The 16,992-nt window shown below is 40.8% G+C and carries 16 protein-coding genes and 1 pseudogene; 8 read left to right on the top strand and 9 right to left on the bottom strand.

The genetic code is table 11. From position 1 onward, the window contains the following. A pseudogene (locus FFR48_RS16595) lies at nt 1-222 on the top strand (hypothetical protein); the annotation flags it as partial. On the opposite strand, the gene FFR48_RS16590 reads toward FFR48_RS16595, so the two are convergent. Together FFR48_RS16590 and ntcA are read right to left on the bottom strand one after the other, a co-directional pair. Then, on the bottom strand, nt 212-1,702 hold the full coding sequence (locus FFR48_RS16590; protein WP_096566307.1) for a DUF3084 family protein: 1,491 nt from the start codon (nt 1,700-1,702) through the stop codon (nt 212-214). The pseudogene FFR48_RS16595 and the gene FFR48_RS16590 sit on opposite strands and share 11 nt — an antisense overlap. Nucleotides 1,703-1,881: 179 nt before the next feature. Then, a complete protein-coding gene (gene ntcA / locus FFR48_RS16585; protein WP_096566305.1) occupies nt 1,882-2,553 on the bottom strand; it encodes a global nitrogen regulator NtcA in 672 nt (223 codons plus the stop codon). A 515-nt stretch (nt 2,554-3,068) separates the two neighbouring features. Here ntcA and fabI point away from each other — a divergent pair. The 4 genes from fabI (at nt 3,069) to FFR48_RS16565 (ending at nt 7,546) form a co-directional block, all read left to right on the top strand. Then, entirely contained in the window at nt 3,069-3,845 is a 777-nt protein-coding gene (gene fabI / locus FFR48_RS16580; protein ID WP_096566303.1) for an enoyl-ACP reductase FabI, read from the top strand. Nucleotides 3,846-3,973: 128 nt separating this feature from the next. Continuing rightward, nucleotides 3,974-4,570: an imidazoleglycerol-phosphate dehydratase HisB gene (gene hisB, locus FFR48_RS16575; protein WP_137668133.1), complete on the top strand. Its 597-nt coding sequence runs from the start codon at nt 3,974-3,976 to the stop codon at nt 4,568-4,570. 131 nt (nt 4,571-4,701) lie between these two features. Then, nucleotides 4,702-5,676, top strand: a complete 975-nt coding sequence (locus tag FFR48_RS16570) for an ABC transporter ATP-binding protein (RefSeq protein WP_137668132.1) — start codon at nt 4,702-4,704, stop codon at nt 5,674-5,676. A 439-nt stretch (nt 5,677-6,115) separates the two neighbouring features. Beyond that, on the top strand, nt 6,116-7,546 hold the full coding sequence (locus tag FFR48_RS16565; RefSeq protein WP_137668131.1) for a polysaccharide biosynthesis/export family protein: 1,431 nt from the start codon (nt 6,116-6,118) through the stop codon (nt 7,544-7,546). A 298-nt stretch (nt 7,547-7,844) separates the two neighbouring features. Here FFR48_RS16565 and FFR48_RS16560 read toward each other — a convergent pair whose 3' ends face one another. The 3 genes from FFR48_RS16560 to psbD form a co-directional block, all read right to left on the bottom strand. Beyond that, nucleotides 7,845-8,093 carry a hypothetical protein gene (locus FFR48_RS16560; protein ID WP_201277631.1) on the bottom strand — a complete coding sequence of 83 codons (249 nt, stop codon included), beginning with the start codon at nt 8,091-8,093 and terminating at the stop codon, nt 7,845-7,847. A gap of 82 nt (nt 8,094-8,175) precedes the next feature. After that, entirely contained in the window at nt 8,176-9,561 is a 1,386-nt protein-coding gene (gene psbC, locus FFR48_RS16555; RefSeq protein WP_096566293.1) for a photosystem II reaction center protein CP43, read from the bottom strand. Beyond that, complete coding sequence (gene psbD / locus FFR48_RS16550; protein WP_096566291.1) at nt 9,545-10,600, bottom strand: photosystem II D2 protein (photosystem q(a) protein); 1,056 nt, start codon at nt 10,598-10,600, stop codon at nt 9,545-9,547. The genes psbC and psbD overlap by 17 nt, the downstream gene beginning before the upstream one ends. Nucleotides 10,601-11,764: 1,164 nt before the next feature. Here psbD and FFR48_RS16545 point away from each other — a divergent pair. The 3 genes from FFR48_RS16545 (at nt 11,765) to FFR48_RS16535 (ending at nt 14,788) form a co-directional block, all read left to right on the top strand. Continuing rightward, nucleotides 11,765-12,334 (top strand): photosystem I assembly protein Ycf4, encoded by a 570-nt coding sequence (locus FFR48_RS16545; RefSeq protein WP_096566289.1) that lies wholly within the window; start codon nt 11,765-11,767, stop codon nt 12,332-12,334. A 205-nt stretch (nt 12,335-12,539) separates the two neighbouring features. Continuing rightward, entirely contained in the window at nt 12,540-13,304 is a 765-nt protein-coding gene (locus tag FFR48_RS16540; RefSeq protein WP_137668130.1) for a peptidylprolyl isomerase, read from the top strand. A gap of 314 nt (nt 13,305-13,618) precedes the next feature. Next, nucleotides 13,619-14,788 carry a beta-ketoacyl-ACP synthase gene (locus FFR48_RS16535; protein WP_137668129.1) on the top strand — a complete coding sequence of 390 codons (1,170 nt, stop codon included), beginning with the start codon at nt 13,619-13,621 and terminating at the stop codon, nt 14,786-14,788. A 52-nt stretch (nt 14,789-14,840) separates the two neighbouring features. Here the strand turns inward: FFR48_RS16535 and FFR48_RS16530 are convergent, their stop codons facing one another. From FFR48_RS16530 to FFR48_RS30590, 4 genes are all read right to left on the bottom strand, one after another. Further along, nucleotides 14,841-15,305 (bottom strand): ferredoxin, encoded by a 465-nt coding sequence (locus FFR48_RS16530; RefSeq protein WP_096566283.1) that lies wholly within the window; start codon nt 15,303-15,305, stop codon nt 14,841-14,843. Continuing rightward, on the bottom strand, nt 15,305-15,691 hold the full coding sequence (locus FFR48_RS16525) for a DUF1257 domain-containing protein (protein ID WP_096566281.1): 387 nt from the start codon (nt 15,689-15,691) through the stop codon (nt 15,305-15,307). Before FFR48_RS16525 ends, FFR48_RS16530 begins: the two co-directional genes overlap by 1 nt. A 39-nt stretch (nt 15,692-15,730) precedes the next feature. Further along, a complete protein-coding gene (locus tag FFR48_RS16520) occupies nt 15,731-15,943 on the bottom strand; it encodes a DUF2997 domain-containing protein (protein WP_137668128.1) in 213 nt (70 codons plus the stop codon). A 412-nt stretch (nt 15,944-16,355) separates the two neighbouring features. After that, on the bottom strand, nt 16,356-16,673 hold the full coding sequence (locus tag FFR48_RS30590; protein WP_199301916.1) for a hypothetical protein: 318 nt from the start codon (nt 16,671-16,673) through the stop codon (nt 16,356-16,358). Between the last annotated feature and the right edge of the window lie 319 nt (nt 16,674-16,992).

Genomic DNA, 16,992 nt, shown 5'->3' with positions numbered 1-16,992 from the left:
GAAGTGGGAAGTGGGAAGTGGGAATTGGGAATTGGGAATTGGGAATTGGGAATTGGGAATTGGGAATTGGGAATTGGGAATTGGGAATTGGGAATGGTTGATATTATTCCCAGTCACCAGTCCCCAGTCACCAGTCACCAGTCACCAGTCACCAGTCACCAGTCACCAGTCACCAGTCACCAGTCACCAGTCCCCAATCACCAGTCACCAATCATGTGCTAAAAATAATTTGTCCATTGAAAAGTGCTACAAGTTTGATTCTCAATGGTCCTGCTGTATAGGTATTCTCAGCAGCTACAGATTTAATTTCTAAAGGTTGTTCAGATTGTTGCAATTGGGAGAAAAAGCGCAAAAAAGTTCCATCTACCTGTACTGCTTCCACAATACCAGCATTGCGGGCGCGAAATTGAGAAGCAGAAATCAGCAAGTCTAAACGTTGCCTTAATTGATATGATGTCATAGTTTTCATATCAGCAGAGGTTGTAGCTAGAACCTCACCTGCGGAGAATACCAGTTGATTTGGCATGGCATCAGCAAAAAATTCTATCTGTTTTTCTCCTCTGACATAATTACCCGCCGAAAAAATTCGCACTACATATTCTCTACCATCTTTAATTTGTTTGATAAGTTGTTCAACTCTCTCTTGGGTAACACGCAATAATTCTGCATTTCCCGGATTTGTTCCTGGTTCACTTAATTGGATGTTGGCATTGCGGTTAGCTTCTTGCAAAATTTGGACTACTACTTCACCAGCAGCAGTAGGTTTATCGACACGAACTACATCAGCAGCCAAAACTTGACCACGAACTAAGGCCAATTTACCCAAACGCAGGTCACGATAAGACTGGTAATATTTTTCTAGCCTTGCTACTTCCTGTTCTAAATATTGTTGCTGATTTTCTAATTCTTTGAGCCGAGCTTCTCTAGTAGCAATTACTTGTTCTCGTTTTTTAATTTCTAAGTTGCGATTTTGAATAAGTTTATCTAAATTAGCGATTTTTTGATCTCGCTGTTTAATCATTTCTTGCCGATTAGCAAGTTCTAAATCCCGTTTTTCGATAGCTGTCTTAGCTTCATCAATGGCTTTTTTAGCTTCAGCATACAGTCGCTGACGTTCTGCCCTCAACTCTTCCACTGCTGTCTGCAATGCTTGACGCTGTTGATAAAGGTTGTCTAGTTCATTTATAGCTTGTCTATACTGAATCACTACTTCACCCAGTCGGCTTTGAGTGCCTTGAAGTTGCGCTTGAGTTTTGGCTTGTTGGCTAATAGTGCGGTTGAGTTGAGCTTGGGTGATCTGTTGTTTGGCATTTGCCGCTTTTAGAGACTGATTAATTTTTTGTAAATCTTGCTGTGCTTGAGCTTGTTCTTTCCTAGCTTGAATTAACTGATTTTCTACCTCAGTTTTTTGGGTTTCCGCAATTTTTAATTGTTCTCGCTTGTTTCTTAGGTCTTTTTGAATATCCTCTAACTCAAACACTCCTTTCCGCAAACCTTCATCAGCAGCAAATAAAATTGCTAAAGTCGATGCCGATATTACACCACCCGTAAAAATCGTTACTAATACGGCTGTATTTTTAGGACGCAAATTAAATAAAGAGAGGCGTGCCTTGCCCACTTTAGTGCCAATGCGATCGCCCACAGTGGCAATCACGCCCCCCAGAATTAAAATTGCTGCTATCAGGATGTACCCGGTGGCCATCTTCAACTACCGCCAGAAATGCTTCCAGATACAGCCTACTACTTTCAACCATTGTCTGTGGGGGAAAGAAGATTGGCAAAAGCAGAATTTAGTCAATTTTTAAATTTCCTCCGATTGCGGGTATTTTTTTCAAAACACAACTTCAATACAACTTGTACCAACTTTCCCCCCAACAGATTTTAAGTAAATTGCTTACTTAATGTGACAGGTTTATGCACAGTAATCTTTTTCTTGTGGATGGAGATCATTTTTTTCTCGCGTAAATCTCCAAGCAATCTGGTGACAGTAACGCGAGTAGAACCAATTGCTTCAGCGATCGCCTGATGGGATAGCTTCAAATCAATGGTAATGCCATCTGCACAGGGTACACCAAAATCCCGACAGAGAATTAACAAAAAACTGATCAACCGAGAACCCATATCTCGGTGAGCAAGGGTTTCAATCATCATCTCTGTTTGCAGAATCCGCGAAGATAGTCCCCGCAGCATTAACATTGATAATTCTGGATTTTCCTTGAGTGCTTGCTCTACTTGTTCAATTGGGGCAGAAAGTAATTCTACCGCCGTAAAGGCAACTGCATGATAGAACCTATCTGACTTATTACCCGTTAGCAATGACAACACACCAAAAACACTATTTTCCCGCAGCAGTGCTACCGTTATTTCTTCTCCTGCTTCATATACCCTGGAAAGTTTCACAGCACCCTTGAGAAGAAAATAAACTCGTTCGGCGGGATCGCCGGGAAAAAAGATCGTTTTGTTGCGTTCAAACGTCTCTACAACTGGCGGAAATGCTCCAGTTGCCATCTGACGAAAAACATTTGCTAGGGCTTTATCTTGTGTCACGATCATCTCCCTTCCCCTACCCAATGCCGGAAAAACAAAAACTGATTACCTAAGAATACACCTGAAAATTCAATAAAGCACCGTCAACCTTTCTGTTTTTTCCTATACTCAAATCTCTCATTTTATCTTTATTTGTTGATCATGATACCCAATTTTTGTTATTTTTAGCCAAGAATTGTTGATCAGTAGTTTCTCAAACTGAACTAAAGAGGTTTTTTTGCAGAAAAATTTGCAATATCTTTATAAGTTCTTAAACAATTACAGCAGGAGTCAGGAGTCATTCGTAGGGGCAACACCCTGTGGTTGCCCTCTTGAGTCAGAAGTAAAATTCTCTTTCTGTCTATATTTCACGTTAGATCCTGTACCTCATTGATCTGCAATCTGCTTTATCATAAATTTCTGGACTGCAATACCCAAACGAATGATATTTTTGAAAATCCCCTACCTAACTAAGTAAAAATAGGGTCAGATTCTAGTATGGTTATCTATACTCCTAATGATTGATCACATTGACTATTTCTATGCTGAATCTGTCCGGTAAAAACGCCTTAGTCACGGGTATTGCCAATAATCGCTCCATTGCCTGGGGTATTGCTCAACAACTACACCAAGCTGGTGCTAACCTGGGCATTACCTATTTGCCAGATGAAAAAGGCAAATTCGAGAAAAAAGTCTCAGAATTAGTCGAACCTCTCCAACCTAGCTTATTCCTTCCCTGTAACGTTGAAAACGAGGAACAAATTCAAGCCACTTTTGAAACTGTCCGTGATCAATGGGGTAAATTAGACATCCTCATTCACTGTCTCGCTTTTGCTAACAAAGAAGATTTAAGCGGAGATTTTAGCAAAACGTCCCGTTCCGGTTTTAATAAAGCTTTGGAAGTTAGCACTTATTCACTGATTCAGTTAAGCGGTGCTGCCAAACCTTTGATGACTGAAGGCGGTAGTATTGTTACTCTCTCCTATTTAGGTGCTGTGCGAGCTATCCCTAACTATAACATCATGGGTGTAGCCAAAGCTGGGTTAGAAGCCAGTGTTCGTTACTTAGCAGCAGAACTAGGTCCCCAAAACATTCGTGTTAACGGTATTTCCGCAGGTCCTATCCGCACTTTGGCATCTTCAGCAGTAGGCGGTATTTTAGATATGATTCATCATGTTGAGGCAATCGCACCCCTGCGTCGCACCGTTACACAATTAGAAGTAGGTAATACCGCTGCTTTTTTATGTAGTGATTTATCCAGCGGCATCACTGGGCAAATCCTGTATGTAGATGCAGGATATGAAATGATGGGAATGTAATAGGTGACTGGTGACTGGTGATTGGTGATTGGTGATTGGGAAAAACAACTAATGACCAATGACTAATAACTAATAACTAATAACTAATAACTAATAACTAATAACTAATGACTAATGACTAATGACTAATGACTAATAACCGCATTGCTACAGTTAAACGTACTACTGGGGAAACAGATGTAATAGTAACCATAAACATTGATGGTACGGGCATCTGTAAGGCTAATACTGGCATTCCTTTTTTAGATCACATGATCCATCAAATCGCCTCTCATGGTTTATTTGATTTGGATATTCAAGCTAAAGGTGACTGGGAAATTGATGATCATCACACTAATGAAGATGTGGGGATTACTTTGGGTCAAGCTTTACATCAAGCACTAGGTAATAAAAAAGGCATTGTCCGCTTTGGTAATTTCCTTGCACCCCTAGATGAAGCTTTGATTCAGGTAGCTTTAGACTTTTCTGGCAGACCTCATCTCAGTTATGGTCTAAATATTCCTACTCAACGAGTGGGAACTTATGACACCCAACTGGTACGGGAATTTTTTGTGGCGTTGGTGAATCATAGTCAAATGACCTTGCATATTCGCCAACTTGATGGTATTAATTCCCATCATATTATTGAAGCAACTTTTAAAGCCTTTGCCAGAGCGATGCGGATGGCAGTAGAAATTGATCCTCGTCGTGCTGAGACTATTCCCAGTTCAAAAGGTGTGCTATAAGTTACTGATGGTAGTGTAAGAAAGCTATTCTCTAGGCGATAATTGACACAACAATATAGTTTGTTTATTATCGTGCTAATTTCTAACTTGTAATCAATCGCACCCAGTCGGTAATTGGTAATTGAAACACGATGAATTCTGTTGCAGACACATCCGCTCCTCAACTGAATCCTGTAGATCAGCCTCCAGTAGTTCTGACTTCTGAGTTGCGAAAAGTTTATCGCACGGGTTTTTGGCTGAATCAAAAAGTCGTATCTTTGAAAAGTTGTTCTTTACAAGTTTACCCAGGGGAAACCTTTGGATTATTGGGCCCTAATGGTGCGGGTAAAACCACTCTGTTAAAACTTTTATTGGGAATTATCCGCCCTTCTGCTGGCAGGGGATTATTATTAGGTAAGCCACTTGGCGATCGCTCGGTGAAACAGCGTATTGGTTACTTACCAGAAAATCCCTATTTATACGACTATCTCACCGGCTGGGAATTTTTGGAATTAGCTGCTGGTTTATTCCAAATACCTCAAAAGGTGCAACGTCAACGCATTCCCGAACTGTTAAAATTAGTCGGTTTGTCACAAACTGATGCTCGTAAAAAGCTAATGCGACGTTATTCTAAAGGAATGCTTCAGCGAGTTGGTATGGCTCAGGCATTAATTAATGATCCAGAATTGGTATTTTTAGATGAGCCTATGTCTGGACTTGATCCCTTGGGACGTTACCAAATGCGAGAAATTATTCTCTCACTCAAAAAAGCTGGAAAGACAATATTTTTCAACAGTCATGTTTTGAGTGAAGTAGAACAAATTTGCGATCGCATTGCTATCCTGGCTAAAGGAGAATTAATTTGTGCTGGTTCTCTCAATGAACTTTTAGGTACAGAGAATACATATCATGTTAAAGGTCAAGGAGGCGATACAGAAGTTCTGAATAAAAGAATACTTGATTTGCAATTTGAACCTGATGGTACTTGGCACGGTATTTTACAAGCAGATTACTATGATTTTCTAGCCAGTCTCCGATTAATGGGTGGTAAAATTATGACTATGAACTTAACTCGTCAATCTTTAGAAGAGTTCTTTATCCAACAGATCCAAAAACAAAATCAGTAATAATTCAGGATTCAGTACAGACGTTCCTACGGAACGTCTGTACGAGATTCAGGAACTTTTTCTGTTTCCTAAATGCTTATCCCTACATTGTGTAAACACTTGCTTTTATAACTGAAAAGTAACTTAAATCATGTAGGGCTAATTACTGGTAATAACTTGTAATAAAATTTCTTCTATTCCCTAAACCCTATAAAATATGATTCTTCACTATTGACGAATTTGAAAAAACTTGCTGTAATCGTTAACAATTAGATGATCTGTCCGATTTTTAATTTAAATTAAGTTAAATAAAAATTCAGAATACAGGATTCAGATTATATCCTGAAAACCATAGTTAATTAGGAAAATAAGGATGATAGGGAACTTGAATAATTAACTATAGTCAACGTTAAAAATGTTTAGAAATTTACAGATGGTAGTCTCAAATTCTCCAGTAAATATGCTTAATATACATTTGTGGAAATTTTTAACCCATTCAACTACAGCTGTAGTTTTGTTAACGAGTGTCAATCTTGCTTTACCATCCGTTAGCCTAGCGCAACAAAGAACAGCATCACAAACCTCCAACATATCTACAGACTACTTATTAGGTGGAGGCGATCGCATTCGTGTCAACATATTTGAAGTACCTGAATATACGGGTGAATATCAAGTACCCCCTGGTGGTTCAATTAACCTACCTCTAATTGGTAGTATATCCGTTCTCGGATTAACAACGGAACAGGCAGCAGACGAAATATCTAGAAGATATGCTCGCTTTCTCAAACGTCCGCTAATTTCAGTTAATTTATTATCACCTCGTCCCATTAACATTTTTGTAGCTGGAGAGGTAACACGACCAGGCGCTTACACTCTCAGTTTACAGGGCAGCGGCGGCGATAATCCCGGTTTACAATATCCCACAATATTAGCAGCACTTAGCACAGCCCAAGGGGTAACATTAGCAGCAGATGTGACTAAAGTACAATTACGCCGTAAGGTCGGACGTTCTGGTGAACAGGTTATTGCTCTCAACCTCAAAGAAATCACCCAAACAGGCAGAATACCCCAAGATATCACCTTACGGGATGGAGACACCATAGTTGTACCCACCGCCACAGATTTCAACGTTGCTGAAGCTCGGAATTTATTTGCAGCCAATTATGCGGCTAGTCAAACTGCACCCCGCACAGTAGCTATTACAGGTCAAGTGTACCGTCCCGGTTCTTATTTAGTAACACCAGGTGGTGGTGGTGGAAATGATGGTGGAGCGCCAGGAACAGGCTTACCAACTGTCATGCGAGCAATTCAACTAGCTGGAGGAATTACATCACAAGCGGATGTGCGGAGTATTAAAATCCGCCGTCCTACTAGAGTTGGCTCAGAACAAACATTAAATCTCAATCTCTGGGAATTATTGCAAACTGGGGATCTAAATCAAGATGTGGTGTTGCAAGATGGAGATACAATTGTTGTTCCCACAGCCACTGAGATTAACCCAGCGGAAGCAATACAATTAGCTACTACTACTCTATCACCGGCAACTATTCAAGTAGGGGTAATCGGAGAAGTGAAAAAACCTGGATTAACAAATTTACAGCCGAATAGCTCTTTAAATCAGGCTTTACTGGCTGCTGGTGGCTTTAATGATGCTAGGGCTAGTAGTGGTGCTGTAGATTTGATTCGTCTCAATCCCAATGGTACTGTTACTAAACGGGTAGTAAAAATAGATTTCTCCAAAGGCATTAACGAAGAAACCAATCCCATACTTCGCAATAATGATGTTGTGGTAGTCAACCGTTCTGGTGTTGCCAAGGCTGGTGATACACTAGGTACTGTAGCTGGTCCTTTTGGTATTATCGTGAATTTTCTCAGGTTTTTTGGACTCTAAAATACTGTTTACATTAAAGTCATAAAACCCAATACTTTCTTGTGAAGAGCAGGGGGAAAGGGTTAACAGGAGTTAGTAAAACAGTAACTAGCTGTTAGCCCTGAATCAAACCTGCAAATTTTCATCTAAAATTGGTAAGATAGCCCTAGAGAAAGAACAGGGTAAATATTCAACCAGTCCAAATCGTCTCCCAATTATTTCCTTTCTGCCTGCTATATAAAACCTAGACAAAACTAGACTTTACTTTCTACTTCAACGGGAGCATGGGAGCAGTTATCCCTCAGTAGACTTTCACGCCTTAGCCAGACGCGATTGTGTTCCAATTAAGTTTCTGAAAAAGACTACCACCATCATTATTATTGTCTTGAAACACCAGCCCTCCAGTCAAACGAAAACCGGACTTTTGCCAAGGATGGTAGTCAACTAAAGTAGAAACATTGAATAAGTTAAGTTTAGCATCATAACTAATACCAGATTCTTCAATATCTGCGCTGATACCTAAACCAGTAATTCCAAGTTTAGCATTGATATTGTGTATAATTTTCAAACAGACGAAAAAAAAGCTCTCGCTTGACAGCAAGAGCAGGAAAATTAATTGATTGTCAGTGATGAAAGAAAACTAGAAAAACCTAGTCAAGATCCTTCATGTAGTAAGCTGGTTCGTTCTCACGGTCAATACCTCTCTCAAAACCACCAGCAGCAGCACGAGCGCGTCCTGCGTGCCACAAGTGACCGATAAGGAAGAAGAAACCTAAGACAAAGTGAGAAGTAGCCAACCATGCACGAGGAGATACATAGTTGAAGGAGTTGATTTCAGTAGCCACACCACCTACAGAGTTCAAAGAACCCAGAGGAGCGTGTGTCATGTATTCAGCAGCACGACGAGCTTGCCAAGGCTGAATATCATTCTTGATTTTTTCTAAGTCAAGACCGTTAGGACCACGGAGAGGCTCTAACCAAGGACCACGGAAATCCCAGAAACGCATGGTTTCACCACCGAAGATGATTTCACCGGTAGGAGAACGCATCAAGTATTTACCAAGACCGGTAGGACCTTGAGCAGAACCAACGTTAGCACCTAAGCGTTGGTCACGAATCAAGAAGGTTAAAGCTTGTGCTTGAGAAGCTTCAGGACCAGTAGGACCAAAGAATTCGCTGGGGTAAACGGTGTTGTTATACCAAACCATGACGGAAGCGATAAAGCCCATCATGGACAAAGCACCTAAGCTGTAGGATAGGTAAGCTTCACCAGACCAGATAAAAGCACGACGCGCCCAAGCAAAAGGCTTGGTGAAGATGTGCCAAATACCACCGGAAATACAAATTAAAGCAATCCAGATGTGACCGCCGATAACATCTTCCATGTTATCAACGCTGATAATCCAGCCTTCGCCACCAAAGGGAGCTTTAATGAGATAACCAAAGATGATAGCAGGGTTGAGGGTGGGGTTAGTGATTACACGCACGTCACCACCACCGGGAGCCCAGGTGTCATAGACACCACCGAAGAACATAGCCTTCAGTACCAACAGCAACGCACCGCATCCTAAGATGATCAGGTGGAAGCCGATGATGTTGGTCATCTTGTTCTTGTCTTTCCAGTCATAACCAAAGAAAGAAGAATATTCTTCTAAGGTTTCAGGACCACGTACAGCGTGGTAGATACCGCCAAAACCGAGAACAGCGGAAGAAATTAGGTGCAGTACACCTACAACAAAGTAGGGGAAAGTGTCGATAACTTCACCACCAGCACCAACGCCCCAACCTAATGTGGCAACGTGGGGGAGAAGAATTAAGCCCTGTTCATACATGGGCTTTTCTGGGATAAAGTGAGCAACTTCAAATAATGTCATTGCTCCAGCCCAGAATACAATCAAACCAGCGTGAGCAACGTGAGCGCCCAGCAGTTTACCAGATAGGTTGATTAAACGAGCGTTACCAGACCACCAAGCAAAACCGCTTGATTCTTGGTCACGGCCACCGGCTATAACTGATCTATTAGAGAGCGTTACCACGTGGTAGTACCTCCTCTGGGAATACGAACTGTTCGTGGGGTTGATCTTGAGGAGCCATCCAAGCGCGGATACCCTCGTTCAACAAAATGTTTTTGGTATAGAAGGTTTCAAATTCTGGGTCTTCTGCTGCCCGTAATTCTTGGGAAACGAAGTCATAAGCCCGCAGGTTTAATGCTAAACCAACGATACCTACTGAACTCATCCACAACCCGGTTACGGGTACAAACAACATGAAGAAGTGTAACCAGCGTTTGTTGGAGAAAGCAATACCGAAAATCTGTGACCAGAAACGGTTTGCTGTCACCATTGAATAGGTTTCTTCTGCTTGGGTAGGATTGAATGCGGGGAATGTATTGGAACCTTCACCGTCTTCAAATAAGGTGTTTTCTACTGTAGCACCGTGGATAGCACACAGTAACGCACCACCTAAGATCCCTGCTACTCCCATCATGTGGAAGGGGTTTAGTGTCCAGTTATGGAAACCTTGCAGGAACAACAAGAAACGGAAGATTGCTGCTACTCCAAAGCTGGGTGCAAAGAACCAGCTAGATTGTCCCAAGGGGTACATCAAGAATACACTGACGAATACCGCAATAGGACCGGAAAATGCTAGGGCGTTGTAAGGACGAATGCCTACAAGTCTAGCAATTTCAAATTGGCGTAACATGAAGCCAATCAAACCGAATGCTCCGTGTAGTGCTACGAATGGCCATAAACCACCGAGTTGACACCAACGGGTAAAGTCACCTTGTGCTTCTGGTCCCCACAGGAACAACAGGGAATGTCCCATGCTGTCTGCGGGTGTGGATACTGCTACTGTGAGGAAGTTTGCACCTTCTAAGTAGGAGGATGCTAATCCGTGGGTATACCAGGAGGTGACGAAGGTTGTACCGGTTAACCAACCGCCTAATGCGAGGAAGGCACAGGGGAATAATAAAACACCTGACCAACCTACGAATACGAAGCGATCGCGCTTTAACCAGTCGTCTAGTACGTCAAACCACCCTCTTGACGGGGCGCGTCCAACTGCGATGGTCATGAGAACTAAAATCCTCTTTTTTACTAAAATTGCGACGTTTTTAAGGCAGGATGCTTTTGGAGGTTTTTTCCTTAGCCACTGCCAGGAGGAATTTAACGTTTTTTTGACACTCTTAGCTACTGATTAGCAGTTAAGACTCTGAGAATTTACCGCTTGATTAATTGGGCATTTCTCATAATTATGCCACTATCTGTTACCATCACCAAGTCATTTGGTTGGCGGTAACTTAATGATTCTTAACTTATCACATTCTTCATGGTTTGCGCTGGAGATACGCAAGTTAATTTGGTATTGGGTTTTGAATCACAAAAATATAGTCAAAATAGTCAAATATTATAAGAAAATGGGCTGAAAACCCTTGAGTTTGAGTTTTGGAGCGTGGCGGAAAAACTTAACCGTCCTTCCTTATTTTAACAAAATGACACAACTTTTCTCATAAAACTTATAAATTTTCATATACATTATCTGAATAACATAAATTTAGCATGATAATAAGCAGCTAGATAGAATGGAAATGATTCAGGAGTTTGATCAGGACAATGGTAAAATCCTTTAAAATCTCCACTAGAAGACTCACAATAAAATCGTCGAAAGGTACGGAAGCCACTTGGCTATCTTACAGTGGAGGAAGTTCCAACGGCGAATAAATTCGCCGTGATGGTATAATCAAGGGGGGAGTAAGAATAACCATCTACACGAAGAAGTATTTTGATCAGGAGAAACCCCTGATTTATCTCGTCTCGGCTTTGACCGTAGCCTGGGTAAACAAGCAAAGGCAAGATACAGAGTGTATACCGCCAAAATTCGATGGACTCAGAAAGCCAAAAAAAATATAAAAGTAAGCGCAATTGCAACACTTATCCGTAAGTAGTTGTTTTGAGCGTGTAGGGGAATAATTGACTATTCCTTTTAAGCAGGTCTTAGTCTTAGAGAATCTGCGTGTCTTCAGACCGCAGAGTGTCAATATCAAACCACACAGTAAAAGTCCTGCTACTACAAGCTGATAGCGTTAATTTCTATAAAAAGATTTAAGCTGATGCTGGAGAAAATATATCTTTAAGGTTTGGGTGAATGAAGTTAAAATCTAGATCCATACCTGTCTCATTACCCAGGTTAGCCAGTCCCCAGTTCACAGAGAATATATAACGGTCTAAGGTAGCTAAAATGACGGCATCAACAAGGATTAATAAAAGCGATCGCCTCCTGCATCAAAATGTTCTCGGTTCTCGTCGGTTAAGTAACTACTGGTGGGCAACTATTGTTAGTTTAGGAGCATCCGGCTTTTTATTGGCTGGCATTTCCAGCTATCTCAAAGTCAATTTACTCATTGTCACCGATCCCACTCAACTGGTATTTGTCCCTCAAGGATTGGTGATGGGATTATATGGCATAGCTGGTGTACTGTTGGCCTTGTACCTGTGGCTAGTTATTTTATGGGATGTAGGCGGCGGTTACAACGAATTTAACCAGGAAACTGGCAAGTTCAAAATCTTTCGTTGGGGGTTTCCTGGGAAAAACCGCCAAATTGAGATTGAAAGCCGCATCCAAGATATACAATCTGTACGTATATCTATTAAAGAAGGTCTAAATCCTCAACGCGCACTTTATCTGAAAGTCAAGGGAAGAAGGGATATTCCCCTGACACGGGTAGGTCAACCTTTATCTTTGGCTGAGTTAGAAACTCAAGGCGCTCAGTTAGCTCGCTTTTTGGGTGTACCCTTAGAAGGACTCTAGATTTTGGATTTTGGATTTTGGATTTTGGATCAGGAGTCAGGTGACAGGTGACAGTAAGAAAGAAATAGGGATTAGTCAGAAGTTCTTTAATTTTGACTTTTGACTTAATTTTTCTCCCCAGTCCCCAATCCCCAGTCCCCAGTCCCCAATCACCAGTCTAAAATCCAAAATTGCTAAGATACTTTGGTTGAGTAAGTAACTTTCAATGCGGTTAAAATTTTCACAATTTTTAGTCCTTCTGTTGATGATTGGTGGTTTGATGTTGACTGGATGTTCGGCTGATCAAGTCGCTTCTAGTACATCTCCCAATTCCACAGCTACCTCCAAGTCAACTGAAGAGGCAAAAACACCATCAAACAAAAATAATCAGAGTGTTCCCGGAATAAATAATTTACCACGTCTCGAAGGTAAGGCTACTGTAGTGATGACAGTTAAAGGATCACCAATTACCATTGAAGTCGATGGTGATAATGCTCCCATTACTGCGGGAAACTTTGTTGATTTAGTCGAAAAAGGCGTTTACGACGGTTTGGTATTCCATCGGGTTGTGCGTGAACCTCAGCCATTTGTGGTTCAAGGTGGTGATCCTCAAAGTAAAGATTCCAATACTTCCCCGCAACTGTGGGGAACTGGTGGTTATATAGATCCAAAACTGAAAACTGAACGCCGTATACCCTTAGAAATTAAGCCTGAAGGTGCAGAGCAACCAGTTTACGGTCAAACAATAACTCAAAAGCCTGTTTTGATTCACAAACTTGGTGCTGTAGCAATGGCAAGATCCCAAATGCCTGATTCTGCTTCTTCTCAGTTTTATTTTGCTCTAGCGGATCTGGGCTTTTTAGATGGTAACTACGCGGTTTTTGGTTATGTAACCGATGGTTTTGATGTAGTTAATAAAATTCAGGAAGGCGATAAAATTGATTCTGCTAAAGTAGTTAAAGGTGCTGAAAACTTGAAAGTTCCTCAGTAGTTATCAATTGATAATTGACAATTGACAATTGATAATTGATAATTGTTTTATTCCAGGTTTAAAACCTCCCCTTTAAAGGGAGAAAAAGCCAAAATTCGGCTTTTGAAATCCTCTGATTTTAAGGGAGAGGTAATTGTCAATTGTTAATTGTTAATTGTCCATTATTGAATAGAGGGAATAGGGAATAAATCAAGTCAAAAGTCAAAATTAATAACTTCTGACTCCTTGAAATCCTGACTCCTGACTCCTGACTCCTGACTCCTAATCTAAAATCTAAAATCTAAAATCTAAAATCTAAAATCTAAAATCTAAAATTGGTTAGGGTTGTTGTTACTGGTATTGGTTTAGTTTCTGCTTTGGGTAACAGCTTGAAAGATAGCTGGCAAAATTTACTATGCTTAAAAACGGGAATTAAATTACATCAACCATTTCCAGAACTGGGGAAAATTCCTCTAGGTTTAATTAATCAACAACCTTCTGATTTGAGTACCCTCACTCAGATGGTTGTTTATTCTGCTTTACAAAATGCTGAATTAGTAGCGTCTTTGCCTGATTGTGCTGTGGTCATTGGTTCTAGTCGTAGCTATCAAGCGTCTTGGGAGAAGTTTGCACAGCAAATGTATGGTCAAGATACCAACGCAGAATTATTAAATCTGGAAAATTGGTTGGATACTTTACCACTGATGAATGCGATCGCTGTAGCCAGACAAATCGGGTCTTGTGGTCCAGTTTTAGCACCAATGGCGGCCTGCGCTACGGGAATTTGGGCAATTTCCCAAGCTGCTATGTTAATTCAAAGCGGTCAATGTCAACGGGCGATCGCTGGTGCAGTGGAAGCACCTATTACACCCCTTACCATCTGTGGATTTCAGCAAATGGGGGCTTTAGCAAAAACAGGCGCTTATCCTTTTGATTTACACCGGGAAGGTTTAGTATTAGGTGAAGGTGGTGCTGTGTTTGTGCTGGAATCTGCGGAGTCGGCAAAACAACGCCAAATCAACCCAGAAAATATTTATGGGGAAATTCTGGGTTTTGGCTTGACAGCAGATGCGTTTCATGGTATTCAGCCGGAATCAGAAGGAAAGAGTGCGATCGCTGCTATCAAGCAATGTTTAGAACGCAGTAATTTAACACCCGCAGATATAGACTACATTCATGCTCATGGTACAGCTACGATTCTCAACGACCGAATAGAGAGCAAAATTATACAGTCTTTATTTCCGCCAAAAGTAGCTATTAGTTCTACCAAAGGCTCTACAGGTCATACACTAGGAGCATCGGGGGCTTTAGGTGTAGCATTTTCGCTTTTGAGTTTAAAGCATAAAATATTACCTCCTGCTGTGGGATTGCAACAGCCAGAATTTGATTTAAATTTTGTGACAACAGTAAGAAATACAGAAATACAAAAACTGCTCTGCTTGAGTTTTGGTTTTGGTGGACAAAATGCAGCGATCGCTCTAGGCGGTAGCAATTCAATATATTGAATTGATATAAGTAATCAGAATTCTGAAATCCTGACTCCTGACTCCTGCTATATTATTGATTTTTTGCTAATCTCTGCTTTTTACGACGTTTTTCTGTGGTAGCTACCGCATGATCCACCGGATAACCCACTACAGGAATAACCTGATATCTGCGGTCTTCCTCCAGGTTTCTCAGTTCTGTATAATCAACCCAGTGAATACAGTCTACAGGACAGGTATCTATAGCTTCTTGTATTACCTCTTCTGAGTCGCCATCTTGGCGAATTACACGCGATCGCCCATAATCAGGTTCAATATAAAATGTATTCCTAGCAACATGGGCGCAGTGTTTACAACCTATACAGGTAATTTCATCGACATAAACTCCTTTCTGTCGCAGCAAACCGCCCAGTTCCGGCTCTAAACCAGAACGTTCTGGTTCATCTCGCAAAAAACCGCCTAATTCTGGCTCTAAACCGGAAGGATTATTGTCTAGATTATTATCTAAATCTTCTGGGAACGGTTGCAATTGAGACATTACGCACTCCAGCGTTGTACCACTAAACGAATAGAACCATCTGCATTTTTCTGTTCTTCAGCAACTTGGAAACCAACTTTGGCAGTTTCTTTCATCACTGTTTGGTAAGCATAACGTTGGGTGACTTGGCGCAAAAATCCATCTACAGATAAATTTTGCTGCCAATATTGTAAGTCAGCTACCAATTCGTATTCCTGACCATTCCATCTAAAACCGATGTCATAACCATTTTCCTGTTCAATGGTAACTTCGGCTGGATGAGTTTGACCACGATAACCACGCACTTCACGAGGGCCTGGTTTCCAGTCTACTCCTAAGTCGGAAAGTGCATCTTGTAAGGATTCGAGGTTGCGGATTTGAGTTTTAATTTGGCTAAAGTGTGACATGGCGGTTTGTAATCAATGAAAGTAGACGAGTTGGAAAACTTACCATTCGCTAAAAGCAGTTTGGGTATTGACTACACTTGATTCCTGTGTAGCTTTGTTGGCGAAAAATTCTGAGGTGGGTTGCTGATTTACCACTTTTCCCAGTTGGGCTTCTATGGCTGCTGTTACCTCCGCACAAGAAGATCCCACTATACCAGTGACTTTCTCTTGTACTCGACCGTCGGGATAAATTATAAATTCTAGTGTTTCCATTCTCTGAATGCCAATCTCAATAGTACCCTTGGACTTAACTGCTTTAGCGGAGTTAGTTTTCTATTGCTGAAAGAACACAGAAACAAAAGTTGCCATTTGTTCATAATGTTCCATCTTTAAAAATATATATCTCAAAATCTTAACGAAAGTTATTATTTGGGTTAGCAGTTACATCCATCAACCTATAGTTTCTCGTAACCTGATCAATTAGTCAAGCTGACTGCTTTTTGATCACTTTCCAGTTAAAAAGCCTGAAAAATTCGGCTTTTATCAGAGAAATCGTCATGCTGTAATTATGAAAAAATACTAAAGCTTATTGAAAATTTTTATCATTATCATTGAATTTAGAAAATATGGGGGAAATGTGGGGCGATCGCTTGCTTCTTTAGTTGTATTCCAAATATTGTGTATTTTATAATACGTTTAATGCCACATCAGTATCACAGAATTTGATTGGAATGCCACTGCTGTTAAGTATCACACCATCTAATTTCAACACATCCTCATCTACAGAAATGACAACTTCTGCATCAAATTGAATTGCGCTGGCAACATGAAGTGCATCAGCCGCACGTATTCCCCTAATATAAAGTTCCATATTGTTTAACTGTGCTTCCACAATTCCAGCCGTTAAGTCTAGTACACTAATTCCAAAAAACCTGACCGCAGTTACTGTTTGGGGTACAATAGAACGGGCTGCAAGAACTCTTAATGTACTAGCATTACTCATACCCTTAGCAACTGATGTCAGTTGTTTAAATAATGCTTCTTCTACTTCATAATAGGTAAGACTGGATGTAGCACCTGTATGTTTTGCAGAAACTAACTTTAAAACATCCTCTGCATCTTCAAATAATTTTTTTGGATCACGGCCACGACGTTGTGTAGTTCTGAGAGTTGATCCAGCGATCGCTTGTGGACTGAGCTTGTCCTAAGTTGACAATTTAATAGACAAACCTGTACACTCATAGACAAACCTATGAGTGACTTTATGTTTAAACCTCATGAATTTGCTAAAAAAATCGGAGTTTCAGTCAAGACCTTGCAAA

The sequence above is a fragment of the Sphaerospermopsis reniformis genome (assembly GCF_005402885.1).
Lineage (GTDB): Bacteria > Cyanobacteriota > Cyanobacteriia > Cyanobacteriales > Nostocaceae > Sphaerospermopsis > Sphaerospermopsis kisseleviana.
Note: the sequence above shows the minus strand (reverse complement) of the source record. Positions and strands in the feature narration are given on the sequence as shown.